The organism is Ammoniphilus sp. CFH 90114, assembly GCF_004123195.1.
Classification (GTDB): domain Bacteria; phylum Bacillota; class Bacilli; order Aneurinibacillales; family RAOX-1; genus YIM-78166.
This window is the reverse complement of sequence record NZ_SDLI01000010.1, coordinates 1-25806: the sequence shown is the minus strand read 5'-3', so window position 1 is coordinate 25806 and position 25806 is coordinate 1. Positions and strand designations below refer to the sequence as shown.

At 41.4% G+C, this 25806-nt stretch carries 24 protein-coding genes; 23 read left to right on the top strand and 1 reads right to left on the bottom strand.

The features are described 5' to 3' along the window. The first annotated feature begins 3 nt into the window (after positions 1-3). The 7 genes from EIZ39_RS19830 (at position 4) to EIZ39_RS27120 (ending at position 8114) form a co-directional block, all read left to right on the top strand. Positions 4-1872 (top strand): motility associated factor glycosyltransferase family protein, encoded by a 1869-nt coding sequence (locus tag EIZ39_RS19830; RefSeq protein WP_129202068.1) that lies wholly within the window; start codon positions 4-6, stop codon positions 1870-1872. Positions 1873-1939: 67 nt separating this feature from the next. Further along, a complete protein-coding gene (locus tag EIZ39_RS19825; protein WP_205668601.1) occupies positions 1940-2941 on the top strand; it encodes an SDR family NAD(P)-dependent oxidoreductase in 1002 nt (333 codons plus the stop codon). A gap of 17 nt (positions 2942-2958) precedes the next feature. Beyond that, complete coding sequence (locus tag EIZ39_RS19820; protein WP_240675885.1) at positions 2959-3618, top strand: HAD family hydrolase; 660 nt, start codon at positions 2959-2961, stop codon at positions 3616-3618. 16 nt (positions 3619-3634) lie between these two features. Then, on the top strand, positions 3635-5002 hold the full coding sequence (locus EIZ39_RS19815) for a glycosyltransferase family 2 protein (protein ID WP_129202064.1): 1368 nt from the start codon (positions 3635-3637) through the stop codon (positions 5000-5002). 4 nt (positions 5003-5006) lie between these two features. Then, positions 5007-6344 carry a glycosyltransferase family 2 protein gene (locus tag EIZ39_RS19810; protein ID WP_129202062.1) on the top strand — a complete coding sequence of 446 codons (1338 nt, stop codon included), beginning with the start codon at positions 5007-5009 and terminating at the stop codon, positions 6342-6344. A gap of 52 nt (positions 6345-6396) precedes the next feature. Further along, positions 6397-7410, top strand: coding sequence for a TylF/MycF/NovP-related O-methyltransferase (locus tag EIZ39_RS19805; protein WP_129202060.1), 1014 nt, complete (start codon positions 6397-6399; stop codon positions 7408-7410). A gap of 143 nt (positions 7411-7553) precedes the next feature. Next, the gene (locus tag EIZ39_RS27120) at positions 7554-8114 is read left to right on the top strand and encodes a class I SAM-dependent methyltransferase (RefSeq protein ID WP_205668600.1); all 561 of its coding nucleotides are present in this window, start codon (positions 7554-7556) and stop codon (positions 8112-8114) included. Between the two features lie 350 nt (positions 8115-8464). Here EIZ39_RS27120 and EIZ39_RS19795 read toward each other — a convergent pair whose 3' ends face one another. Then, positions 8465-9727, bottom strand: coding sequence for a hypothetical protein (locus EIZ39_RS19795; RefSeq protein WP_240675884.1), 1263 nt, complete (start codon positions 9725-9727; stop codon positions 8465-8467). 175 nt (positions 9728-9902) lie between these two features. Between EIZ39_RS19795 and EIZ39_RS19790 the strand changes: the two genes are divergently transcribed. The 16 genes from EIZ39_RS19790 to EIZ39_RS19715 all read left to right on the top strand — a co-directional run. Then, on the top strand, positions 9903-10790 hold the full coding sequence (locus EIZ39_RS19790) for a glycosyltransferase family 2 protein (protein WP_129202058.1): 888 nt from the start codon (positions 9903-9905) through the stop codon (positions 10788-10790). A gap of 18 nt (positions 10791-10808) precedes the next feature. Further along, positions 10809-11294, top strand: coding sequence for a glycosyltransferase family 9 protein (locus EIZ39_RS19785; RefSeq protein WP_129202056.1), 486 nt, complete (start codon positions 10809-10811; stop codon positions 11292-11294). A gap of 25 nt (positions 11295-11319) precedes the next feature. Continuing rightward, the gene (gene glf, locus EIZ39_RS19780; protein ID WP_129202054.1) at positions 11320-12486 is read left to right on the top strand and encodes a UDP-galactopyranose mutase; all 1167 of its coding nucleotides are present in this window, start codon (positions 11320-11322) and stop codon (positions 12484-12486) included. After that, the gene (locus EIZ39_RS19775; RefSeq protein WP_129202052.1) at positions 12483-13208 is read left to right on the top strand and encodes a cytidylyltransferase domain-containing protein; all 726 of its coding nucleotides are present in this window, start codon (positions 12483-12485) and stop codon (positions 13206-13208) included. Before glf ends, EIZ39_RS19775 begins: the two co-directional genes overlap by 4 nt. Before the next feature lie 13 nt (positions 13209-13221). Then, the gene (locus EIZ39_RS19770) at positions 13222-13797 is read left to right on the top strand and encodes a GNAT family N-acetyltransferase (RefSeq protein ID WP_164985186.1); all 576 of its coding nucleotides are present in this window, start codon (positions 13222-13224) and stop codon (positions 13795-13797) included. Further along, complete coding sequence (locus tag EIZ39_RS19765; RefSeq protein WP_129202048.1) at positions 13784-15697, top strand: NAD-dependent epimerase/dehydratase family protein; 1914 nt, start codon at positions 13784-13786, stop codon at positions 15695-15697. Before EIZ39_RS19770 ends, EIZ39_RS19765 begins: the two co-directional genes overlap by 14 nt. A gap of 4 nt (positions 15698-15701) precedes the next feature. Beyond that, positions 15702-17036, top strand: a complete 1335-nt coding sequence (locus EIZ39_RS19760; protein ID WP_205668599.1) for a DUF4910 domain-containing protein — start codon at positions 15702-15704, stop codon at positions 17034-17036. An 11-nt stretch (positions 17037-17047) separates the two neighbouring features. Next, positions 17048-17851 (top strand): formyltransferase family protein, encoded by an 804-nt coding sequence (locus EIZ39_RS19755; RefSeq protein WP_129202046.1) that lies wholly within the window; start codon positions 17048-17050, stop codon positions 17849-17851. Positions 17852-17869: 18 nt separating this feature from the next. Further along, complete coding sequence (gene pseI, locus EIZ39_RS19750; protein WP_129202044.1) at positions 17870-18919, top strand: pseudaminic acid synthase; 1050 nt, start codon at positions 17870-17872, stop codon at positions 18917-18919. Positions 18920-18947: 28 nt separating this feature from the next. Continuing rightward, positions 18948-19895 carry a dTDP-glucose 4,6-dehydratase gene (locus EIZ39_RS19745; RefSeq protein WP_129202042.1) on the top strand — a complete coding sequence of 316 codons (948 nt, stop codon included), beginning with the start codon at positions 18948-18950 and terminating at the stop codon, positions 19893-19895. A gap of 28 nt (positions 19896-19923) precedes the next feature. Continuing rightward, positions 19924-21132 carry a UDP-4-amino-4,6-dideoxy-N-acetyl-beta-L-altrosamine transaminase gene (pseC, locus tag EIZ39_RS19740; RefSeq protein ID WP_129202040.1) on the top strand — a complete coding sequence of 403 codons (1209 nt, stop codon included), beginning with the start codon at positions 19924-19926 and terminating at the stop codon, positions 21130-21132. 107 nt (positions 21133-21239) lie between these two features. Further along, positions 21240-21644: a flagellar protein FlaG gene (locus tag EIZ39_RS19735; protein WP_129202038.1), complete on the top strand. Its 405-nt coding sequence runs from the start codon at positions 21240-21242 to the stop codon at positions 21642-21644. 18 nt (positions 21645-21662) lie between these two features. Then, complete coding sequence (gene fliD, locus EIZ39_RS19730) at positions 21663-23552, top strand: flagellar filament capping protein FliD (protein WP_129202036.1); 1890 nt, start codon at positions 21663-21665, stop codon at positions 23550-23552. A gap of 3 nt (positions 23553-23555) precedes the next feature. Next, positions 23556-23942 carry a flagellar export chaperone FliS gene (fliS, locus tag EIZ39_RS19725; RefSeq protein ID WP_129202034.1) on the top strand — a complete coding sequence of 129 codons (387 nt, stop codon included), beginning with the start codon at positions 23556-23558 and terminating at the stop codon, positions 23940-23942. Position 23943: 1 nt separating this feature from the next. Further along, positions 23944-24318 (top strand): flagellar protein FliT, encoded by a 375-nt coding sequence (locus EIZ39_RS19720; protein WP_129202032.1) that lies wholly within the window; start codon positions 23944-23946, stop codon positions 24316-24318. A gap of 158 nt (positions 24319-24476) precedes the next feature. Next, the coding region (locus EIZ39_RS19715) for a cadherin-like beta sandwich domain-containing protein (protein WP_205668598.1) at positions 24477-25806 on the top strand (1330 nt) is incomplete at its 3' end.

Here is a 25806-nt window from a genome sequence, read left to right as displayed (position 1 = left end):
GCGATGATATTGATTGATAATATACAAATTCTTAAACGAAATCACCCCTTGGTTTGGGAAAAGATGAAACGTTTGGAAGAAGAAGGTCTGGATAACGGGGTTAAAATTGAGGATAGCCGAAGTGGGCTTCCAACAATTTGTGTTGAACGAGATCAACAAAGCTACTTCATACATAGCAAGTATGATCCACTAAATGAAGCAGAACGGTTTGTAAATCAATATAGTGAAGAGGAACTAAGGAAATACAAACACGTATTATTTTATGGTACGGGTTTGGGTTATCACATCGAAAGGTTTGTTAAAAAGTTTAACTTACCTTTCACCATTTATGAACCAAACGGGACGATTTTCTATCATTTCTTGTCCAACCAGTCATTAAGAGAAAAATGGGGTAAACTCTTGCAAGACATATACATCGAATTGGAAAAAGGTGATCGTGCACGTTTTTTTAAGCAATTTTTGGAGCAAGTGAAAGAGAAGGTATTATTTATTCCACTACCTGGCTATGAGAGGGCATTTTCCGAAACATACGAAGACTTTACAAACGAATTCACAGAACTGCTTAGCACGAAGCAGTTTTCAATGAATGCAGATCAAGCCTTTGAAAAGCTTTGGACAATCAATAGCATGCTGAATTTTAGTCAGACAATGTTTACGCCCAATATCCTCACTGAGAAAAAAAGATATTTTGAGAAGAAGCCAGCGATTCTGGTTGCGGCGGGGCCATCACTTCAAGAAGAAATCGTAAATCTGAGATACATTAAAGAGAATGGATTGGCCTATATTTTTTCTGTTGGCTCGGCGATTAATGCTTTAGTAGAATACGGAATTTTTCCCGATGCCGCTTGTACCTATGATCCGCAGCCGCATAACTTCCATGTGTTTGAAAAAGTGGTCTCCAAAGAGATCAAATCGATACCTTTAATCTATGGGACAAGTGTTTGTTCCGAAACTGTTAAGCGCTATACGGGTCCTCTGCTTCATATGACTATGAATCAGGATACGATTACTCCATTCTATATCAATAATGTACCGTCTGATGAAGTGATATTTGATGCACCAACGATAGCTGTAGTTACCTTGCAATTGTTAATCAAAATGGAGTGCACACCTATCATATTAGTTGGACAGAACCTAGCTTTCAAAAACAATCAGTATTATGCAACGGGAATAGATTATCAACCCTACGAGCACCAGTTAAAACAAACCGATCTTGTTGAGGATGTTTACGGCAATCTAGTTAATACAAGCGAGGAATTCAACAGGATGCGTACGGAACTAGAAATGCACCTTAGTCACCATGCGGGATATGAAGTAATTAATACAACAAAGGGTGGAGCAAGGATCCGCGGAACAGCTTTTCAGCCATTGGAGGAAGTTATCTACAATAGGCTGAAAAATAAAGTGGTCGAGGAAGAGTGGTTTAAGTCGGATCTGCTTTCTGTCAAGCGAACGATCAGACAGCAAGCTGAACTTATGGAGACTGAGTATGAGGAATTACTTCAACTCTTAAACCAGGTTGATGAATTATTCATAGACATGAATCGTTTGAAGGGAAATAATAAGCTTAATAAATTAGAAAAGAAATTTACCGAGTTCGATAAAGTGATCCGTCGCATCATGAACAATTCATTTTTCTTGGTATTTTTAAAGCCGATGAATCGTGTTCAACTGGAACTTCTAACGAAACATATTACGGAAATTCGTTTTGAGAATAATCTTCCTAATAAGGTTGAAAAGGTGATAGGGGAGTTTGGGAAATTTCTTTATGGGTGTAAAAAGGATCTAGATCATGTGAATCCTATTTTTAGGGAGATGCAGGAAACAATAAAAGACAGTGTAGATATAAAAATTGTAACTGCTAATAGGTAGAAGATGGTCCCAAACTATTATAGTAATTCAAGTTGGGAGAGTGGGAAGGAGTTTATAGACAATTACTATGTATAAAAGCAAAAAGATCCTCATTATTGGTGGTTCAGGAACGATTGGCCAGTATCTGGTAAGGCGAGTTCTTCAGGAGCATCCAACTGTTGTTCGTATATTTAGCCGGGATGAGCATAAACAGTTTGAACTGCAACAGGAGATGTATGAACATCGGAACCTAAGGTATTTAATTGGGGATGTGCGCGATTATCAGAGGGTACTACGGGCGATGGAAGGAATTGATATCGTCTTTCATGCTGCAGCGATGAAGCATGTTCCGGCTTGTGAGTACAATCCTTTTGAAGCGGTTCAGACTAACGTGATCGGAACACAAAATGTCATTCAGGCAGCCATACAGGCCGGAGTAAAAAAGGTTTTGTTTACAAGTACGGATAAAGCCATATCGCCAACGAACACCTACGGAGCAACCAAATTAATGGCGGAAAGACTGATTTCTGCTGCGGAGTATCAGAAGGGACCAAAATCAACGATTTTTTCCTCTGTTCGGTTTGGGAATGTGATGGGGTCAAGGGGGTCGGTGATTCCGCTATTTAAAAAGCAAATTCTTGAAAGGCACGTAGTTACTGTAACAAGTAGGAATATTCAACGGTATATGATGACTCCCTCTCAAGCTATTTCTCTCATGCTGCACGCCAATGAGGTGGCCCAAGGGGGAGAAGTATTCGTACTGAAAATGCCGATTGTCAGAATATCTGATTTGGTGGAAGTGATGATTGAAGAGGTTTCTAAAAAATATAACATTACTGTTCCAATTCAGGTTCAAGAGATTGGGTTAAGACCTGGTGAAAAAATGTATGAGGAATTGATGACGGAGGATGAGCAAAGACATGCTCTAGAGACTCCGGATATGTTCATCATTCCATCTAGCTTTGCTGATCAAACGAGAAATTATTCTGAAGCAAAGCCAAGTCAGTCTTTTGTCCCTTCTTTATTCCAGGAGGAGTGCATTGAGAAAGAAGTGTTGAGAAAGTGGCTTTTAGAGGAAAACCTCATATAAAAGGATATATCTTTGACTTGGACGATACGTTATATTGTGAGCACGATTATGTACGGTCTGGGTTTCGAGCGGTGGCAAGGGAGTTAAGTGAAACATATAGGCGGAATTATCCTCATGAGCACTTAGAACATGCAATCTATGAAGATATGGTAGAAGAGTGGAAGCAAAACGGGCGTGGTCAAATCTTTGATGTGGTTTGTAGACGGTATGGTATTGAAAAAGATATCTCATTGCTGGTTAATACCTATCGGCAACACGTACCCGAGAATCTAAGTCTTTATCCTGATGCTGAAAGATTGCTCAACTATTTGAAGTTTAAACGTTTAAATAGAGGAATTATCACGGACGGGGATAAAGGGGTGCAATGGAGGAAGATTAAAGCTGTAGAGTTATCGAAATGGTTTGAAACGGAACATATGGTTGTAACTGATGATCTTGGTAGAGAGTGTTGGAAGCCAAGCCCCGTTCCTTATCAAATAATTGCTGAAAGAATAAACCTTGAACCTTCAGAGTGTGTTTACATCGGAGATAATCCACATAAGGATTTCGTTACGGCACGGGAATTGGGAATGTATACAATTAGAGTGGTTAGACCTACTGGAGACCATATGAAGATTCAATTAGATCGAGTGTATGAAGCAGATATAGTAGTTAATTCTTTAGATGAATTAATATAATCAGGGGTGAGCGAGAATAGTTAATCCAGTAGCTATAGTTATTTGTAATTGGAATAAACGGGATGATGTTATTAATTGTATCAATTCAGTTATTAAATCTAACTTTAATAAATTTGAAATATATGTTGTGGATAATGCATCTGAGGATGATTCAGTAGAATGGATTAATAAATTATATAAAGACTCAGTCTGCTTGATCCTAAATAGCGAGAATAAAGGTGGTTCAGGTGGATTTAATGCGGGAATAAAAATAGCAATACAGAATGGGCATAAATACATTCATTTGCTTGACAATGATGTGGAGTTAGATTTTGATGCTATTGGTTCTTCTTATGAGTATATGGAAGAGCACGATGATATAGCAGCAATAGGATCAAAGTTGTATTCATATTATCAACCTGGGTGTTTACAGGAAATGGGTTCAGATATAGATTGGAATAATTACTATATTCGGCCCCATTATAAAGGTGCTAATGACCACGGAGCTATCCCAGAGATTATTGATTGTGACTATGTCCCCGCGTGTTCTGTGATGATACGGGTCGATGCTATCGTTAATACAGGGTTGATGGATGAAGGTTATTTTATTTACTGGGATGATATCGAATTCTTTTATAAAATGAAGAGTAAGGGTCAGCGTGTTATAGCATACGGTAAATCAAAGGCTTGGCATAAGATGGGCGTAAGTGATCGTCAAACAACTTTCGGGACTTACTACTTCTGGAGAAATCGCATTCACTTCTTTGTAAAATATTTAACTAATGATCAGCTAAATGACTTTGGGCAAAAAATACTAAAAGAAGCATTCCAAGCAGTTTATTTTTCCGCCTATAAAGGTCAGTTCAAAATTGCACAAACGATAATAACCTCTTTCAGAGATAGTTTACAAGGAATCCGAGGCAAAGCACAAGAAGCGAGAATTCATCACCGTGAAAGCTATAGGAATCCCTTGGATTTAATAATTAATAATTATAAGGCTATCGAGGTTATCGAGACTAGTGAATGTGCTTTTTTGCATGTATTGATTAAATATATTAAATCACAAAGCATAGATATGATGATAACTATACGGTCTTTTCGGCATAATATAGAGGAACTCAAGCAGCAGTTTCCCACTGTTAATATCATTCCTTCTGATTACCCCCATTGTGGTAAGGATGTTTTACTTTGTCAAACTACGGATCATATTGTAAATATTAGGAATGAAATAAGGGAAGATATTGATTTCTATGTAGACAGCTACTTTAATGTTGTAAGTTCTCAGGAAGATAGAATAAATTTGAAGAATTATGACGCCGTTTATCAAGCATTTATTAATATTTGGTTTCCGGTATTACAGTTGGAGCTTAAAGAGTTTAAAAAAAAGTTAAACCTAGGAGGATAGACCTTTGAGAGCAAATGTTGGAATTGTTATATGCAATTACAATAAGAAGGAATACCTTGTTTCGTGTATTGAGTCTATACTTGAATTAGATTATCAGGATTTTGAGATTTATGTTGTTGATAATGCTTCCACTGATGGAGCGCCAGAATTAGTAACTAAACGTTTTGATAGTAAAATCAATTTACTAATTAACTCAAAAAATTTAGGCGGTGCTGGGGGATTCAATCGAGGATTAGAGGAAGCTATTAAAGGTGGGCACCGATACATATTATTACTTGATAATGATGTTCGGTTAGACAAAAGAGTATTGGACGTCCTATTGGAAAATATGGAGAGTGATGAATCAATAGCTGTAACGGGTTCAGCCATTTATAAAATGGATAGCCCTAACCAACTGCAGGAAATGGGTGCGATGATTGATTGGGAAAAGTTTGAGGTTGCTCCACTTTATAAGGATGTCATGTCTCCTTGCAACCTTCCCGAACTCATTGAATGTGACTATGTTCCAGCGTGTTGTGCTTTGGTTCGGACAGAAGCTATATTTAAAGTTGGATTAATGGATTCAAGTTTGTTTATCCACTGGGATGACATTGAGTGGTGTTACAAATTTAAGAAGTCTGGGTTTAAGGTAACTGCTTGCTCTAATGCAAAAGTGTGGCATAAGGCTGGAATTGGTTTTCATGATACTACTTTTCCGCAATACTACTTGTCTAGAAACAAAGTCAACTTTTTTATGAGATACCTGGATAAAGACAAGCTTCCAGCTTTAGCAGAATGGATGGTTACCAATTGGTCAAAAGCATTGTACTTTGGTAGTTTAAAAGGGATTCACAGCGTTGCAAATACGCTTTTTATGGCATATGAAGATGCATTGAATGGTATGCTCGGCGAAGCAACAGAAAATAGAATATTTAAGCGTGAGAGCTCTACTAAAGATCTCCTGTCTTTGTATATTAATGGAAGTACTCAAATAATTGCTATAGCGGATTGTAGTATTAATATAAATGATGATAGAATTAGAATTTATGCCCGTGATAAAGAGATTGACTATCAATTAGTATATGTTAATGTATCTGATATTAATAGACAGTTAGCTCATATTCATAAGGAAGTGAATGAAAACACTTTTATTGTTTATTTATCTACGCATATATTAGAAACTCCAGCCGAAGTTTCAGGGTTAGTTGTAGTTGATGAATATCTGAACGTTGTAGACTTAAGGGATAATAAGGATCAAATCAACCAGATTATAATCCTTTTGTCATATATGCGTTCAACAATGGGACTTTTGTATACAGAACGGCTGCTTCAGTGTAGAAGAGTTTTTGAGAATACTAAATAAGAAAGGTTATAACTTGTATTAACGTTAATATTAATTGTAGAGGAGCTTTCTAATGTTATACTATCTAATACAGGAATATTGTTTGAAAAGGCTAGTTACATTAAGAGAAAAGCAGGTTTTTGTTTTTGGTGCAGGAAAAGGTGGTAGTGAAACAATAAAGGTACTAAATAAGCTTGATGTAAAAACGGTTAATATTCTAGATAACGATCCTAATAAATGGGATGAGCTGATCGAGAATGTGAAGGTTACTTCGCCAGATATTCTAATGCAATACGATCCTTCTTGTTGTTTAGTATTAGTTTCATTAACCGACACGAAACAAGTAGCAAAACAGCTTGAAACTTATGGATTCCAGACTAAAAATTATGAACTTGTATTGGCTGATATAGATGCCCACTTAAAAATGCAATTTGAATATATTCAAAACAATTATTTTATTAGTCACTGCCAAGATATTAACATGCAGTTATACAAAATTTCATTGGAAGAGACTGCAAATTTTGTTCTAGAAAATATGATGGATGTTAGGCAGTTTGAGGATAAGTATGAACTGTTGAAAGAATCTTTAAACTGTGTTTCTCTTTCTGGAAGTTTCCTTGAATTCGGAGTATTTCAGGGAGTGTCGATAAATTTTATTTCCTCACTCAAAACGCAGGAACAAATTATAGGTTTTGATTCTTTTGAGGGATTACCTGAAACCTGGATGCCGGGATTCGAAAAAGGTACTTTTGCTTTATCTAATCTCCCAGTTGTAAATGAAAATGTTAAATTAGTAAAAGGTTGGTTTAATGACACGTTACCACTGTTTAAAGGCGACGACGTTCGTCGGTGTGCTTTTATCCATATAGACTGTGATTTATATTCTTCCACTAAGGTTATTTTCAAAGAGCTTGGAGACAGAATCGTCTCTGGCACTGTCATTCAATTTGATGAGTTTTTTAATTTTCCTAATTGGAAAAACGGTGAGTATAAAGCGTTTATAGAATTTATAGAGGAGTCTGGAAAAAGTTTTGAATTTATTGGGTATGTTAGCAAAGGCCAGCAGGTTTCTGTGAAAATTCTGTAAAAAACTTAGATCTATTTGTGTGAGGGAGGACGAATATGCAAGAGGCTATTATTTATGGTGCAGGTTATGGTGGAATAAGGGCTTACAAGGCTTTTTCAGGCTTTTAGAATATTGTTTGCTTTATAGATAAGGATCCAAATAAGGTGGGTGAACTACTAGGGATACCGGTTAAAGCGTTAATAGGGAATGAAGAACTTCTAAAAAAGTATTTAGTTATAGTAGGAACTAGTTTTGTTGATGCGCATGAATATATTTCAAGTATAGATGAGGCGAAATATATACCTTTTCAAATAATTGAACAGTTTTTAGTCGATCCAAAAGAATTAATTGATCCTGGTTATCCAACGTATAGCCTAAAAGATATACATTTGGAAGGATGTGAACCCTTAACTGATAGGTATGAATTGTTAGGAAGACTTCCTAAAAACGGTATAGTTGCAGAGGTAGGCGTTTTTTTGGGTGACTTTGCTGAGAAAATATTAGAAACCAATAATCCAAAGAAACTATATCTAATAGACTTATGGGAAAATGAAGAAGAAAAATATGTTTCTGTGTTAAACAGATTCAAGAAGCAAATTGAGGCTGGGATAATTGAAGTAATTAGAGGAGATTCAAAAGAAGTACTGAATAGCTTTAATAATGAATATTTTGATTGGGTATATATTGATACTCATCATGATTATGAAGTCCTAAAGGAGAATTAGAAGTATCCAAATCTAAAGTAAAGAAAGACGGAATAATTGCGGGGCATGATTACGCCAAATGGGATTATGTATATCATCGTCGATTTGGTGTTATTGAGGCTGTGCATGAGTTTTGTAATATAAACAAATGGAAGTTCATATTTATCACCCTGGAGGTAAACGGATTTAATAGTTATGCTTTAAAGAAAATACGATAACTTTACTGAAACAAAAGACCTATTTTCGTAACTTGAACATATTATTTCAAGTATTTTAAAAGGATTTTATGGATATATGCATAATAGAGGTTCGGAATACGAACCTCTATAGTTAATTAATTAGGACTTAGCCAAGTGAATAAACTTATTATCTTAGAAACTAAATTGGTTTTCATTTAGGAATTCTTTCATTGCCTTTTCTTGAGGGAAGAAGGAGAAATGACCAGCAAAAACGTTATGAACGAGACACATTACTCTCGAATATTCAACACATTTTCTACACAAATCCTCCTCGTCAACACCTAACATACCTTCTTGAACCGACACCTTAAAACCTCCTAATTTACTCCAATAATCACGTTTTAGTAGTATAGCTCCGATGCTGAAACGATGTGGAATTACTGAATAGGAAAAGGGTTTTTCGGTAACAATTCGTGATATCTTATTTATTGGTAAGCTATTCTTCCATATCCAACGAGCAGCCTCTGGACTATAGTGACATTTTATTCCATTTGCAGCATGACTCAATTCTTTGAAAGTTTCTTTATATTCCTTATCTAGTCCAAACATTTGTAGGAAATAAATATAACTATAACCATTAAGGTTAATTAGAGGGGCTACAAATCCTGGATTATACAATCCTTCTTGGTCAATACGCTGATAGCCTAAGAGTAAATTTTCAAAGTACTGGTTTGAAATAAATATATCTTCATCCATTTTGTAAATCCATTTTGCATCAGGATGATTTGAAATTGCTAAATTCTGTGTTAGTGAAACTTCATTTAATGTGGTGTATAAGTACGACCAATTGTTGCGTTCTGCCATGTCAGCTAATTTTTGGGAGTATAGGCCTGAAGATGTAAGACAGACGTCCAGATCTTTCGGTGCATAATGTGCAATTCGCTCTAGAGTAAATGGCCAGAGATATTCTTTGTACCCAGCTAGTACTACAAGTAATTTTTCACTTCGTTTACGTCGATCTATGAATGTGTGAATATTAAGTCCATCACATGTTTCTTTGATTCGATTTACTATAAATGTAGAACTGGTATCAAGTATCTCGTGTGAATACAACTGAATAATTTTTATTCCTTGGTTTTCAATATGTTTAATTCGCCCGTAGATTTCTTGCTCAAAGCTAGAGGAAATAACAATGGCTTTTACACCAGCTTCTATAACATATTCTAGAGAGTGAATAGGAAGATCGAATTTTAAAGTTCCAAAATAAGATGAATTCTGATCTACCAGTGCTAATAATTTTCTTGATTGTGATCCTAGCTTACTTAGTAACCACTCTGTATGGGAGCCTGTACCATAGATAGCTACTTCTTTATCGTTATATTGATTAATTACATCAATTAAGTACTGCTGACGCCAATTCCTTTCCTGCATATTGTATATATCTTTAAGAATCATGGGACTGCCCTACTTTCTAGAGGTATTTGAACATCTTCATTCTAAAAGTTTCTATAATATTATGACATCATAAATATGCAACTTATGATCTATTATATATTATACTTTATTGCTAAAATCAAAGTATGTATATTTTAAATAAAATAGTCTGACTTTCAGTTTAGGTGGTGAAAATATGATTTCCCCCCTCGTAACCATCGTCATGCTCTCCTGGAACCGCAAGGATGACGTCCGGGAAAGCCTGACCCGCATCCGGGACATTGAATATCAAAATCTGGAAATAATCGTTGTTGATAACGGTTCAACGGATGGCACGCTCGAGATGATTGAAGTAGATTTTCCAAAGGTTCGTCTTTTAAAAATGTTCAAAAACATTGGCATTGAGGCGTATAACATCGGATTTGAAAATGCTAAGGGTGAGTATCTTGTCATTATTGATGATGATTCGTTTCCTGAGAAGCATGCCATCAGCCGGATGGTAGAACGGTTTGAAAAAGATCCAGAGCTCGGTGTGGTGGCTTTTGATGTGCGAAATTACTATAATTATGATGAAATAAAAAACGAACAAGAGATTGCAGCTCCTGCAGCATCCAGTTCTTATCTAATGTCCTTTAATGGCGCCGGAGCAGGGGTTCGCAAGCAAGTGTTCAAGCGAGTGGGCTATTATCCAGAAGAATTCTTTCTATATAATAATGAGTTGGATTCCGCGTTTCGTATTTTAGATTCCGGGTATAAGATCGAATTTTTCTCGGATATCATAGCGTACCATAAGTTTTCACCGACGAACCGCGCCTCTTGGCGGGCGCCCTTCTATTATACACGCAATGCTTTCTGGCTCATTTGGAAAAACTACCCTTTAGATATGGCGGTTAAGCAGACCCTAAATTTGATTTATGACTGCTTTTACTATTCCATGGAGCAAAAAACGATGGTTTATATCAAAGCGATGTGTTCAGCGTTCTTCCATGCAGATAAGCTTAAGGAAAAGCGAAAGCCCGTTTCACGGCATATTGCAGAAAATCTAAGGGTGCCGTTTAATCTCTCGTTTACTTTTTTTAGATAAAGGTCAGGAGCCAAGAAGATGAAAGAGTTATTGATCATCCGATCTGTCAGCTTGCAGCAGCTGGATAAAAATTTACCCGTGATAAAAGAGCTGTTTCCTGATCATCGGATTAACCTTTTGGCTCATGAGCATGGGGTGAAGCTGGTGGAAAAATATAGGGACATTGACCGGGTATATGTGTACCCTTTTAAAGGGAGCTTTAGTGCCAAGCAGCCAGTAAATGAGCTAAAGTCTAAGGAGTTCGATGCAATTATCGTTCCAGTCGGTAACTTAACAGGGGCAGGCTTTCATAATGTGCTCGAATTCTCTTTGACTTTGAATGGGAAAAAGCGATGGATGTGCAACCTGGTTTCCGAATTGAGGGAATTGAGCCCCCTACAAATACAAACCCGGAGATGGAAGAATAGTTTATATGCAGGATTGTCCACTCTTCTGACATCTGTAATATCGCTGTTTCTGCTCCCCGTATTGCCTTGGCTTCTAAAGCGCTTGGAAAAAAAATAAAAAATTGATTGTGAGGGAGAACACTATGTTCGATAGTATTATTGTAGGCGCGGGATTTGCTGGCTCTGTGTTGGCGGAAAGAATGGCTAGCGAATTGAATCAAAAAGTTCTGATCATCGAGAAAAGAAGCCATATTGGCGGCAATGCCTATGATACCTACAATTCACACGGTGTACTCGTTCATGAATACGGCCCCCATATTTTCCATACGAAGGTGAAAGAGGTTTGGGAGTATCTGTCGAGGTTTACGGATTGGTATTTGTATCATCACCAAGTCCTGGGTGTGATCGATGGTAAACAAGTTCCGATTCCGTTTAATCTAGAAACGCTTTATGCCTTGTTGCCAAATTCCTTGGCTCAATCACTGGAGCAAAAGCTTATTAAGCAATTCGGGTATAATGTAAAAGTGCCCATTCTGAAGCTACGTGAAGCGGAAGATGAGGATTTGCGGTTTTTAGCCGATTATGTTTATGAGAAGGTATTTTTACATTACACCTCGAAGCAATGGGGCTGGAAGCCGGATGAGCTGGATCCGGCTGTAACAGGAAGAGTGCCTGTTTATATTTCAAAAGACCATCGTTATTTCCAGGATCCTTACCAGGGAATGCCTAAGGAGGGCTATACGAAGCTATTCCAGCGAATGCTGGGGCATCCGAATATTAAGGTATTGCTTAACACGGACTACCGCGAAGTATTGGATATTGATTACGCTACTCAATCTATTCATCTATTTGGCCAGCCTTTCTACGGTAAGCTTATCTATACCGGAAAGATTGATGAGTTCTTCGATTATCGATTTGGCGAGTTGCCGTATCGTTCCCTTCGTTTTGAATTTGAAACAGTCCAGAAGACATCCTATCAATCTGTGGGGACAGTGAACTATCCAAACGATTATTCTTTTACTCGGATTACCGAATTTAAGCATTTGACCGGGCAAGAACATCAGGCAACCACGATTGTCAGAGAGTATCCTCAGGCCTACTTAAGGGACATGCCTGGGCAAGATGTACCCTACTATCCGGTCCCACGAGAAGAAAATCAACAGTTGTATAAACAATATAAAGCATTGGCTAAGGACTTCAAACAAGTTTTGTTCGTTGGTCGACTGGCTGAATATCGCTATTATGATATGGATGCGGTGGTTGCACGGGCACTGCGGCTGTTTGAAGAAAGGGTTAAGGTGGAATTATGAAAACCATTATCATCATTCAAGCGCGCATGGGCTCAACCCGCCTGCCAGGTAAGGTACTTAGACCATTGGGAACAACCGATGTCTTGTCCTATGTGGTAGCTCGTTGTCAGGCGGTTGAAAAGGTATCTGAAGTGATTGTAGCGACCTCAACGCTGCCGGAGGATGAGGCGATTGAACAGTGGTGTAGAGAAAAAAAGGTTTCATGCTTTCGGGGCTCTCAGGATGATGTGCTTTTGAGATATATTGAATGCGCTAGAGAGAGGCAGCCAGATTATGTTATTCGCGTAACAAGCGATTGTCCTTTCATTGATTACCATCTGATGGAGCAGATTATGGAAACCATGGAGAAGCATCCTTCAGATCTCGTAAGAGTAGAGGGAGAGCTGCCGAGGGGACTCGTTTCTGAAATGTTTTCTTTCCAAGCATTGAATTATATCCACCAGCACGGCTATGAACCGCGCCACCGTGAGCACGTTACCTATTACGCTTACGAATACCCAGAGAAATTTCAAGCTGCTTCCTTCGAAGCACCCAGGTCTATGCGATATCCCCAATTCCGAATTACGCTAGATACTTCGGAGGATTATGCCATGCTGCAGGAGGTGGCCAATCATTTTGCTGATGATATGCTTGTTTGTGCGCAAAAGGTTGTCGACTTCCTGCGGGATCATCCAGAAGTGGCCAAAATCAATGTCCATATTGAGCAAAAGCCTGTGGTCTAAAGGGAGAAACGAGATGCGTTACCGATGTTTAAGCCAGCAACAATTTTCAATCGAACCTTATACAGTTGTCCCCATCCGAGAAGAAGATATTCTTCTGATTAAAGAATGGCGTAATGAACAGATGGAGGTATTAAGGCAAAATGCGAAGCTGACCGATGAAGGACAGAAAAGGTATTATGTGGAAGCGATTAAACCTTCATTTGACCACGAGAACCCACGACTGATTTTGTTTAGTTATCTGCGAGATAATCAGTGCATCGGCTATGGTGGGCTAACTAATGTGGATTGGGCAGCGAAAAGGGCGGAAATCTCCTTTCTCCTCGATACAGCACGAACTCATGCTGTAGAGCAGTATCAGGTGGATTTTGCTGTTTTTCTGGAGTTAATGAAACAGGTAGCATTTAGAGATATTGGTTTGAATCGCCTCTTTACAGAAACGTTTGATATCCGCCCGCATCATTTGGCCGTGATTGAGAAAGCAGGATTTTGTCTGGAAGGGCGAATGAAACAGCACGCTTGGGCGGATAGCAGACTGGTGGATTCGTTAATACATGGCTATTTAAAGGAGTATTACAATGCTAAAAAATAAAAGGGTTTTTGTAAGCGGAGGAGCTGGGGTTATCGGCCAAGCGTTGGTCGAGCGGCTGCACCAGCAAGGAGCGATCCTAATGGTGGGGGATCTGAAGCCCCGTCCCAGCCATTGGCCTGGGATAATCCGCTATTGGCAAGGGGATCTGAACTTTATTTCGAAGGATGAACTGGAGGATTTTGCTCCTGAGTACTTTTTTCATCTGGCGGCTACCTTTGAACGTTCGGTCGAAACCTGGGAGTTTTGGGCTGAAAATGACCACCATAACGTGCGGCTGAGCCATCACTTGATGACTTGCCTCAAGGATCGTCCTTCTTTAACGAAGGTCATTTTTGCGTCCAGCTATCTGATTTATGATCCTGAGCAGTATCAATTTCCTGACCCTGCCCAAACAGCCTATCGGCTGCAGGAGTCAGATGTGATTTATCCTCGCAACCTGTGTGGCGTGGCTAAGCTATTGCACGAAATTGAGCTCCGCTTCCTTCAGGGGTTTGATGCAACGGGATTCGATACGGTTAGTGCCCGTATTTTTCGGGTTTATGGAAAAAATTCTAAGGATGTCATCTCGCGTTGGATCCGATCCCTTCTTCAAGGCAAGGAGCTGCAGGTCTACAATAAAGAAGGAATGTTTGATTATATTTACGCCGAGGATGTAGCAGAAGGTCTCATTAGACTGGCTGAAAGCAAGGCTACAGGCGTGGTGAATTTGGGCAATGACAGGGCCCGTAGAGTAGAGGAAGTGCTCGAGGTTCTGCGCAAGCACTTCCCTGACATGAAAACGATAGAAGGAACCATGGATATTCCATATGAGGCCTCACAGGCCAATATGGAATATTTTAAAAGTCTGACGGGCTGGACTCCGACCAGACAACTAGAAAATGCCATTCCGGAAATGATTGAGTTCGAAAAGAGAAAAATGGTTCAGACGGATGAGTCGCTGCCATCTCGACATATTCTAGTAACCAGCATTTCAAAAAAAGTTCCGTTACTGCAGGCGGTGAGACACGCAAGCAAGAAACGAGGAGGCTCAGTTCAAATCTTCGGAGCGGACCTTAATGAAGACTGTATTGGTCGGCATTTTGTAGATGGATTCTGGTCTATGCCTCGTATTGAAGAGCTTTCTATTGATCACTTGGTAGAGTACTGCAAACAAAATCGAATTGGTCAGATTATCCCGACCAGGGATGGAGAACTTCCTTTCTTTGCCTGCCATAAACAGGAGCTCCTCGAGCAGGGTATCCATGTCATGATTTCAGAGGTAGAAGCAATCCAAAGTTGCTTGGACAAGTTAGCGTTCTATGAGCGGCTTCAGTCTTGCTATCCCATTATTCCTACCTCTAGGGAAATCAAAGACATGGGAGAGGAAGCCTTTGTAGTAAAGGAGAGATTTGGTGCGGGTTCTCTTAGCATAGGCCTAAATCTGACGAGAGAACAGGCACTTGAACACGCCCAAGGTTTGTCTGAACCAATTTTTCAGCCCTATATTAAGGGAGAAGAGTATAGTGTGGATCTGTATGTTGACCAGAAAAGGAAAACCAAAGGTGTTGTCGTTCGGAAACGAAAGCTTGTGGTGCAGGGGGAATCTCAAATTACTGTTACCTGCCGCCATCCTGAACTCGAAGAGCTCTGCTCCAGCTTGGTGGAGGGCCTACAGCTATACGGGCATATTGTTATGCAGGTTATGATCGACGCGGAAGGAAAGCCGCACATCATTGAAATTAATCCGCGTTTCGGCGGTGCGTCGACGTTGAGCTTGGCTGTAGGATTGGACAGTTTTACATGGTTCTTGCTCGAGGCCAATGGACAATCCTTGGATGACTATCCATTCCTCCGACAGGAAGGAGAAAAGAAGATGGTTCGATATGCGCATGATTTGCTCATGAACGTGAAAGGGGATTGAGAGATTGGAGAACAGGGAGAAAGAACTACAACAGCTGGATGCCCTCTTCGACCGATTGTTTCCGATTTGTCGAAGCATTACAGGTCCTGGGCTGCGAGAGACCCTTTCCATTCTGGGTGAGCATTTGCCGCTAGAGGTATATGGCGTCCCTTCCGGGAAAGAGGTGTTTGACTGGACGATTCCTCCGGAATGGCGGATTCGCGAGGCTTGGCTGATAGGGCCGCAGGGACAAAAAATCGTGAATTTTGGGGATAGCAATCTTCATGTGGTCAATTACAGTATTCCTGTAAATCAGAGACTTTCATTGGATGAACTGAAAGTACATTTATACACGATTCCCCACCTGCCTGAGGCTGTTCCTTACGTCACTTCCTATTATAAGCGCCGTTGGGGGTTCTGTTTGTCACATCAAGAGTACGAACGGTTAGAGTCGGGGGAATATCATGCCTATATAGATAGTGAGCTAGTCGATGGGGAATTAAATTTTGCCCATGCCATTCTTCCGGGAGAAAGCGACCAAGAAGTGCTGATTAGCAGCTATGTGTGCCACCCTTCCCTGGCGAATAACGAATTAAGCGGGCCATTGGTCGCTACTCTGCTCTATAAGCGTTTAGCTGGTTGGAAGAAGCGCCGCTATACGTACCGCTTTGTTTTTGTACCGGAAACGATCGGCAGCATTGCGTATTTAAGCGAGTTTGGAGACCAGCTCAAGGCCAAGGTGGCAGGGGGTTTTGTATTGACCTGCCTGGGAGGGGTTAAGCGACTTAGCTACAAGCTCAGTCGGCGGGAACAGTCACCAATAGACCGGGTGGTCAAGCACCTATTTGGAAGAGAAAAGGTCTTGGGATCGATTCGGCCTTTTACCCCGCTTCACGGTTCAGATGAGCGCCAATACTGTTCGCCAGGCTTTAATTTGCCTATCGGACAAATGTCGAGGATGGTCTATGGGGAGTATCCAGGATATCATAATTCATTAGACGATAAAGAGACCATGACGATTGAAGCTCTTTATCAAAGTGTAAATGAATTGGAAACGATACTCGAAGCTTTTGAATGGGAAGGAATGTATATCAATCAAAGCCCATACGGAGAGGTCAAGCTAGACAAGCACGGACTCTATCCAGATATGAATTCCCCTCTTTCCATGAGGTTGTCCAGTAACGAAAAGATCGACGGTAGAGAGCAATTGAACCGCATTTTGATGATTCTCAATTATGCTGACGGGGAGCATTCTCTTTTGGATATTGCTGAAAAGTATGGGTGCAGCTTATTGGATTTGCTGCCTATCGTGAAACTGCTTAAGAATAAGGGCCTTTTGCTTGGGCCAACCACTACATAAGGCGGATGAACATGAAAGTCATTTTATTAACCGGGTCGCATCCGCGACACTTATTTATTGCCAAAAGCTTATACAAATCAGGATTTCTTCAGGGGTTGCTCCTTGAACAGCGGGAGGATTTTACTCCAGCTCCGCCGGACGGTTTAAATGAATCCGATCGAAGAAATTTTCTTCGTCATTTTCGTGACCGAGATGAGGCAGAGTACCGTATGTTTGGAGAGCAACACGACATCGCTGCATTCCATGGCGTTCCTGTTCACGAAACATCTTCTGAACAACTCAATAGTTTGCCTGTGAGAAATTGGATTGTAGGCCAGCGAGCTGATATTGTATTGAGCTATGGCATACACAAGCTTTCCGATGATCTCCTGGAAGTGATGCCCGAGCAGGCTTGGAACATCCATGGCGGTCTCTCTCCTTGGTATAGGGGGGCGATTACGCTCTTTTGGCCGTTTTATTTTCTGCAGCCGAATTGGGCGGGGATGACCATTCATAAACTAAGCTCAAGACTGGACGCAGGGGATATCCTCCATCATTCTGTTCCCGAATTAATGCGGGGAGATGGCATTCACGATGTGGCTTGCCGGGCAGTTTGGCAGGTAGCTCAAGATTTATTGAAGATCTTGGACAAGGTGAAAGGGGGAGAAGCTGTTAAGGCAGTTCCTCAAAAATCCAGCGGAAAGCTTTTTCTCGCCCGGGATTGGACACCGCAGCATCTGCGCTTGATTTATGATACTTTTGACAATGATATCGTCGATCGGTTTCTTGACGGGGACTTGGGCTATCAAGAGCCCCCCCTTGTTCGAGCTTTTTAGGAAAGGAGGCAGGAGCTTATGAGAGAAATAAATATTGCCGGAAAAATCATTGGTTCAGGTCACAGGCCTTTTATTATTGCAGAAATGTCAGGGAACCATAATCAGTCCCTTGAACGCGCCTTGGCAATTGTTGAGGCTGCGGCTAAGGCTGGAGCTCATGCGCTGAAGCTGCAAACCTATACGGCAGACACGATGACGCTGGATATTTCCCTAGGGGAATTTTATATTGATGATGAGGACAGCCTGTGGAAGGAGCATTCCTTATATGAGCTCTACCAACAAGCCTATACTCCCTGGGAATGGCATAAGCCCATTTTCAATCGTTGCAAGGAGCTAGGGTTGATCGCCTTCAGTACTCCGTTTGACGAAACAGCTGTAGATTTCTTGGAATCCTTAGATGTGCCTTGTTATAAGATTGCTTCTTTTGAAAATGTGGATCTTCCCCTAATTCGCAAGGTTGCTTCAACCGGGAAGCCTGTGATCATCTCTACTGGGATGGCAACGGTGGCGGAGCTGGATGAAATGGTTCGAACCGTACGTGATGCAGGATGCAATCAGTTGGTCCTCCTTAAATGTACAAGCACCTATCCGGCCTCACCAGAGGATAGCAACATTTTAACGATTCCTCATTTACGAGAGTTGTTCGGTTGTCAGGTTGGATTATCTGACCACACGATGGGAGTCGGAGTTGCTGTAGCCAGTGTCGCCTTAGGGGCAACTGTGATTGAGAAGCATTTCACCCTTGCTCGGAGTGAAGGAGGGGTAGATGCTGCCTTTTCCATGGAACCGTTGGAAATGGAGGCTCTGGTAGTTGAGACGGAACGGGCCTTTCAATCGCTGGGAAGGGTAAGCTACGGCCCAGGTGAAAAGGAAAAGCCTTCTTTAAAGCATCGCCGCTCGCTATATGTGGCAAAGGACATGAAGGCAGGTGAGGTATTTACAAAAGAAAATCTTCGAAGTATCCGCCCAGGCCTCGGGCTGCCACCTAAATATTACGATAGGCTGCTAGGCAGGAAAGTCAGCCGTGATGTCTCTAAAGGAACGCCAGTGACTTGGGAATTGGTATGACTCTGATATCTAAAAAGGAGCAGGGAACATGAATGTGTTAGTAACAGGTGGAGCCGGCTTTATTGGGCGCTGGGTGGTCAAGCGCTTGTTGGATGATGGCCAAGCGGTCTGGGTGCTGGACGACTTGTCTAATGGCCGGAAAGAAAACCTAGATGAGTTTGTTGACCACCCGAATTTTAGAGAATTCATTGTAGGCGATATTAAAAACGAAAAATTGCTGGACGAGCTGTTTGAAAAGAACCAATTTCGCATTTGCTATCATCTTGGTGCTTCAATCAATGTGCAAGATTCCATTGATGATCCCCGCACGACCTTTAACAATGACACGCTGGGTACTTTTTATGTCTTGGAGCAGTGCCGTAAAAAACTGGTAAAGATCGTGTTCATGAGCACTTGTATGGTTTATGAAAGATCCATGGCAGAACAAGGAATTACTGAGCTTCATCCAACCAAACCAGCATCCCCTTATGCGGGTGCCAAGATTGCCGCTGAAAATATGGCCTTATCCTATTATTGCGCTTACGGATTGCCAGTAACCGTCGTGCGTCCATTCAACACCTATGGTCCATTTCAAAAAACGGGGGGAGAAGGTGGAGTGGTCGCTATCTTTATCCGGAATCAACTGAAAGGGGATCCGTTGAAGATCTACGGTGAAGGAACTCAAACTCGTGATTTGCTTTATGTGGAGGATTGCGCAAGGTTCGTTGTAGAGTCTGGCTATTCAGACCAGGTCAATGGAGAAATTGTCAATGCCGGCTTGGGACGGGATATCAGCGTGAACGAGCTGGCTGATTTAATCTCGGAGGGTCAAGTTCTGATTGAACATGTTCCGCACATCCATCCGCAAAGCGAAATACAGAAACTTCTATGTAACTATCAAAAGGCGGAAAAGTTGTTGGGTTGGAAGCCTACAGTGGATTTGGAAGAAGGAATTCGCCGCACAAGAGAATGGATACGCACAAGCCATCTGATGTAGATGGCTTTTTGCACAGGAGGAGTCAAACTTGGATAAATTAGCGCTTTTTGGAGGTCGTCCGGTGCGGGAGACCTTTCTGCCTTATGGAAGCCAGTGGGTGGATGAGGAGGATATCGAGGCTGTTACGAAAATCCTAAGAAGTCCTTTCCTTACGCAGGGACCAGAAATTGATAAATTTGAACAAGCCATCGCAGATATCAGTGGGGCGAGGTATGCTGTCGCTTTTTCTAACGGAACGGCTGCTTTACATGGAGCCTGCTTTGCTGCGGGAATTGAGCCAGGAGACGAGGTCATTACAAGTCCGTTGACGTTTGTGGCGAGTAGTAATTGTGTCCTTTATCAAGGAGGAACCCCTATATTTGCTGATGTCGACGAAAGAACATACTTGCTGGATATTGCAAAAGTACGAGAAAGGATTACCCCACGTACTAAGGCGTTAATCCCTGTCGATTTTGCTGGGCAGCCCGTCGATATGAGAGCGTATAAGAACTTATCTAAAGAATATAACCTAGTGTACATCCAGGATGCGGCTCATTCCTTAGGGGCTTCCTTCTCAGGTGATCCGGTGGGTGCCGTGGCGGACATGACGATGTTCAGCTTCCACCCGGTCAAACCTGTTACGACCGCGGAGGGTGGAGTGATTGTCACGAATTCTGAAGAATTCTATGAAAAGCTGCGTCTTTTCCGTTCACACGGAATCACGAGAGATGCGTCTAAGCTAGAGATGGAGGCAGAAGGCCCTTGGTATTATGAGATGCAGTCCTTAGGATACAACTACCGGATGACCGATCTACAGGCTGTTCTAGGATCCTCACAGCTAGCCAAGCTGGAACAATTTATCGAGAGAAGAAGAGAGATTGCAAAACGATACGATGAAGCATTTGTCGAGCTGGAAGAGCTAGGTCTATTACGGCGCCCTTATCAGCATCTCTATTCTAAATCAGGTTGGCATCTTTATGTTATTCAGCTAGGGTTGGATCGTCTTACAGCGGATCGGAGAACAGTGTTTGAAGCACTGCGCGCAGAAAATATTGGGGTGAATGTTCACTATATTCCGATCTATAGACAGCCTTATTACCAAAGGTTAGGGTATCCACTTGGAACCTGCCCTAAGACCGATGCCGTCTATGAAAGGATGATTACTCTCCCTCTATTTCCAAAGATGAGTAAACAAGACATTTGTGATGTAATTTTGGCCGTAAAAAAAGTGGTGGGTTATTTTTCTGAATCCAATTAAAAGAAGTCTCGCGCTGCCGTGAGGCTTTTCTTTTTTTTGCTGGTGCTAAAGATTTATTTTAATTCATCCGATACTATACCTATAGTTATATTGTACGGGGAGGTGTAATGATGTCCATTGGTCCTATAGTTTCAAACAGTAGTCATTTTCGAAGCTTACCAGAGACAGGTACTCGTATAGTCTCATCGTCAGACAACCCTCCGGCCTCCGACGCTGTCGCTTCAGGTAAGAAGGAAGAGATGGGGGGAAATGCCCTCCCACAAAAACAGAAAGAAGCGAAGTTGGAGGATGAAAAAGAACGAGAGCAAACTCAACAGTCTATTAACAAGATATTGGACGGCCTAAACACAGGATTAGCTTTAAAATTTCACGAAAAAAGCGGAGAGTGGTATGCCGTTTTGGAAAATAAGGTGACCCGGGAAGTGGTAAAGGAAGTGCCACCTAAGCATGTTTTGGACTTGGAGGCCAAATTGAAGGATATGATCGGAGTATTTTTAGATAAAAAGGTTTAGTAGAAAGTGGGTGGAGAAATGAGTACAATCAATCCTTTTTCACCGACGCGCATAACCGGTATGGCATCAGGAATGGACACGGATTCCTTGGTTCAGAAATTGATGTCTGCGGAAAGGTTGCCCGTTAATCGTCTGAAGAAGCAGCAGCAGAAGATGCTCTGGCAGAGCGAGGCCTATCGGCAGTGGAATACTGATTTATTTACGTTTAGGAGCAAGACCCTCTTTGACATGAGGCTTTCGAAGACCTTCAATACTTTTAATGTCCAATCCAGCCAGTCTGATGCTGTATCGGCTGTAGCTACCGGTGATGCTATAGCGGGAACCTATAACATGACGGTGAAAGGGTTAGCGGAATCGGCAACTTTAAAAGGTAATAAGGTAAACCTAGATCCAACCAAAAAACTATCCGACTTAGGAGCAAGAGCTCTTTCGGCAGAGACGACGCTAAAACTATCCGTAACGACCAATCCAGATGATCCGAAAACCCTTAGTGCTGATATTGCAATCAAACCAACAGATACGATAAACGATGTGGTAAGCAAGCTAAATGGAGCAAAAGATACATCGGGAAAAAGCCTTGGACTACAAGCTATATATGACAAAAATCTTCAGCAGTTCATATTAAAAACAAAGGATACTGGAGCAGCAACTAAGATTGATTTTAGCGGGAGCTCTGCGGAGGGAAAGGACTTTCTCAGTAAGACACTTGGATTCGGCTCGAGTGCGTATGTGACAGGAACCACGGTTATTGACCCGGCTTCACCGACACCTGTAACAATTGACAGTACTAATAATACCCTCACTATTGATTTGGGAGGAGGGGCTACAAATCTATCGATTCCACAGCGTACATATAATTCCACTGAAGACTTGGTGAAGGCAATGAACGAATCCATTTCAGGCTCGCCCCTCGCTAGTAAGGTTGGGGCCTTCGCTGATGAGACAGGCAGAATTGGCTTTAGATCAGAGACTACGGGTGGCTCAAGTTTCATCAAGGTCAGTGGTAATGCTTCCTTGGGCTATGGAGCAGAAGTATCCGCAAACGGGTCTGGAATCACAACGACACAGGGAAGAAATGCTCAGATCGTATTTGATGGAAATGAAATTAATACCTTTACACGTAATGATTTTAACATAATGGGCGTTAATTATACGATCAAAAAACCTACAGTTGATGCATCCGGCAATTATATATCCAGCAGTCTTACGTTTTCTCGTAATGTCGACGAAGCGGTAAAAAACGTCAAGGCTTTTGTAGATAAGTATAATGAGTTGCTAGAGAAGCTGCAGAAGACGATTTCGGAGCCTGTTAACCGATCCTATGAGCCTTTACTTGATGAGGATAAAGAAAATTTAACCGAAGACCAGATCAAAAAGTGGGAGGAAAAAGCCAAGAGCGGACTTTTGCGCAATGATCCAATTTTATCGGATATTACCAATAAACTGAGGTCTTACGTGACTTCCTCGGTAGCTAATGGTAGCTCATACAATACTCTTGCTTCAATAGGAATTAAATCAAACAGCTTAGAGGACAGAGGGAAGCTATCCATCGATGAAGATAAGTTGAAAAAGGTTCTGGAAGAAGACCCCGATGCTGTGATGAATCTATTCTCTCAATCAGGAGACAAGCTGGAGAGCAAAGGGATCGTTAATCGCTTAATGGATGATTTGGATGAGCAGTTCACTAAATTCACAAAAAAAGCGGGGGTATCCGGAAAAACGCAGTATGACCAAAGTACGATTGGTTTGCTCCTGACGCAAACACAATCCAGGATCAATGTCGAAGATAGAAACTTGACTCGGAAAGAAAGTAATTATTATAAGCAATTTGCTGCTATGGAAACAGCATTGAGCAAGTACAATTCACAATCTTCTTATTTAATGCAGCTATTTGGGGGAGGGGTTTAAAAGATGGTTATGAATCAGGCGGCATACCAATATCAACAACAAAGAATTCAAACAAGCACACCTGGGGAATTAACATTAATGCTTTACAATGGGTTAATTAAGTTTCTCAAGCTTTCCGTGATAGAGCTAGATAAAGGAAATATATCAGAGGTCAATGTAAATTTGATCAAGAGTCAGAATATCATTAATGAGCTTTTATATACACTGAAAATGGAATATGACGTTGCTAATGACATGGCAAGGCTCTACGATTATATGCTCAGAAGACTGATTGAGGCTAATATCAGTAAGGATAGAGCTATAATTGAGGAAGTAACCGGTTATGCGGAGGAGTTCCGCGATACGTGGGCCCAGGCACTTAAATTGGTTAAAGCCGGAACGGGACAGTAGGATGGTAGGTAGTCCTTTTGAGGGGAAGAAGGTTTGTTTAGAAGCTTTTAAAGAAGAGACGCAGAAACAGCTAACTTGCCTGCAAGCTGAGGATCCTGAAGGTTTTTTGGAGAGTGTGGAAAGATGTGAAGTGATCCTGGGTGAAATTGAACAATTCAACAAAAAGCCAGTCATATTAGAGGCTGAGGAGAAAAAAATTAAGTCTCTTCTTGCTGAAATACTAGAACTTCGGAAGGAAATTACTCGCCTTATCCCACCACTTCAAGAGAAGATCCGTGAGCGTTTGGGAGCGGAAAGGAAGAAAATGATGATTCAGCAGAGCTACGGAATGGATGAGAGGTATCAAGATAGTGTTTTTTTTGATAAGAAGAAATAAGGCCTACGATAGGAAAGATATTTTCTTGCCAGATTGAATTCATAGAAGGAGGGAGGGGCAGGTCTGAGTGGGGGAATAAAAATGATGTGATCCATGGACACATCGTTTTTTCTTGTCTACTTCTAATTGGGCAACACGTGGTACCTTGCCGGTATTTTATGCGAAAAAAGTTTTTTACGTACTTTTTAGTTTTAGCGTTACTCATGATAAATCTAAATCTATCTACAATTTATGCAGCAACACTTACTGTTCAAGATGCCATTAACAACAGTAAGAAAATTGATGGTGGAAGCCAACATTCATTGGCGATTAAAAAGGATGGCTCAGTGGTTGTTTGGGGAAGTAACGACAAAAATCAAAAAGAGATCCCTCTAAATTTGAGCAATGTAACGGCTATTGTGGCAGGGTTTGATCATTCCCTAGCGCTTTCGTCTGATGGAAAAGTTAAAGCGTGGGGTTCTAACTCTAATAGTCAAACTGAGGTTCCAACTGGGTTAGGGAAAGTCAAACAAATAGCAGCAGGTGCTCATCATTCTTTAGCACTATTAAGCGACGGAACGGTTAGAGCTTGGGGAAGTAATTCTTTTGGTCAAGGAGATATTCCGATTGGTTTAGACGGAGTTAACTCCATAACTGCTGGATATGCTCACTCGCTTGCTTTAAGAGCTGATGGTAGGGTCGTTGCATGGGGGAGAAATTTGGAGAATCAAGTAAGTGTTCCTAGTGATTTAACCCATGTTGTTGCTATTGCTGCAGGTAGCCATCACTCCCTAGCACTAAGGTCTGATGGAACGATAAGGGCTTGGGGTTGGAATTCTTACGGTCAAAGTACAGTACCAGCAGAGGTAAATGGGATTGTAATGATTGCAGCAGGTGCTCGTCATAGTCTTGCTTTGAAATCAGACGGAACTGTACTCGCATGGGGAGATAACACTTATAATCAATCAGATATTCCTCAAGGTTTAAAAAATGTAGTGGGAATAGCGGCTGGAACGAATCACTCTCTTGCATTGAGAGCAGATGGCACCATTGTTTCCTGGGGAAGAAATAATAGTGGACAAACCGATGTACCCATTGAATTTATAGGTAATGGTTCTAACGTAGCGTCACTCAAGGATCTGCAAGTCAAAGACCAACAATTAAATGAGACTTTTGCCGGAGACCGGATGACGTATACGCTCCACGTGGTGAAGGGAACCCCGAGTGTGGATGTCACCGCTATAGCGGAAGATCCGAAAGCAATGGTGAAGATTGGAGGTCACGATGCCCAGCCAGGCACGAGCACCCGAACGGTGCCGTTGAACACGGACGGCAGTCCGACGCCGATCGAGATTCTCGTGACGGCGGAGGATGGAAAAACGACGCAAGGCTATACCTTGACGGTATACCAAGAATCTAACCAGGCGAAGTTAAAGGACCTGCAAGTCAAAGATCGAGCATTAAATGAAACCTTTGCTGGGGATCGGATGACGTATACGCTCCACGTGG

Coding starts and splice junctions, on each gene's coding strand:
- EIZ39_RS19830 (WP_129202068.1), top strand. CDS start 4: ATGATATTGATTGATAATATACAAATTCTTAAACGAAATCACCCCTTG.
- EIZ39_RS19825 (WP_205668601.1), top strand. CDS start 1,940: ATGTATAAAAGCAAAAAGATCCTCATTATTGGTGGTTCAGGAACGATT.
- EIZ39_RS19805 (WP_129202060.1), top strand. CDS start 6,397: ATGTTATACTATCTAATACAGGAATATTGTTTGAAAAGGCTAGTTACA.
- EIZ39_RS19795 (WP_240675884.1), bottom strand. CDS start 9,727: ATGATTCTTAAAGATATATACAATATGCAGGAAAGGAATTGGCGTCAG.
- EIZ39_RS19790 (WP_129202058.1), top strand. CDS start 9,903: ATGATTTCCCCCCTCGTAACCATCGTCATGCTCTCCTGGAACCGCAAG.
- EIZ39_RS19785 (WP_129202056.1), top strand. CDS start 10,809: ATGAAAGAGTTATTGATCATCCGATCTGTCAGCTTGCAGCAGCTGGAT.
- glf (WP_129202054.1), top strand. CDS start 11,320: ATGTTCGATAGTATTATTGTAGGCGCGGGATTTGCTGGCTCTGTGTTG.
- EIZ39_RS19775 (WP_129202052.1), top strand. CDS start 12,483: ATGAAAACCATTATCATCATTCAAGCGCGCATGGGCTCAACCCGCCTG.
- EIZ39_RS19770 (WP_164985186.1), top strand. CDS start 13,222: ATGCGTTACCGATGTTTAAGCCAGCAACAATTTTCAATCGAACCTTAT.
- EIZ39_RS19765 (WP_129202048.1), top strand. CDS start 13,784: ATGCTAAAAAATAAAAGGGTTTTTGTAAGCGGAGGAGCTGGGGTTATC.
- EIZ39_RS19755 (WP_129202046.1), top strand. CDS start 17,048: ATGAAAGTCATTTTATTAACCGGGTCGCATCCGCGACACTTATTTATT.
- pseI (WP_129202044.1), top strand. CDS start 17,870: ATGAGAGAAATAAATATTGCCGGAAAAATCATTGGTTCAGGTCACAGG.
- EIZ39_RS19745 (WP_129202042.1), top strand. CDS start 18,948: ATGAATGTGTTAGTAACAGGTGGAGCCGGCTTTATTGGGCGCTGGGTG.
- EIZ39_RS19735 (WP_129202038.1), top strand. CDS start 21,240: ATGATGTCCATTGGTCCTATAGTTTCAAACAGTAGTCATTTTCGAAGC.
- fliD (WP_129202036.1), top strand. CDS start 21,663: ATGAGTACAATCAATCCTTTTTCACCGACGCGCATAACCGGTATGGCA.
- fliS (WP_129202034.1), top strand. CDS start 23,556: ATGGTTATGAATCAGGCGGCATACCAATATCAACAACAAAGAATTCAA.
- EIZ39_RS19720 (WP_129202032.1), top strand. CDS start 23,944: ATGGTAGGTAGTCCTTTTGAGGGGAAGAAGGTTTGTTTAGAAGCTTTT.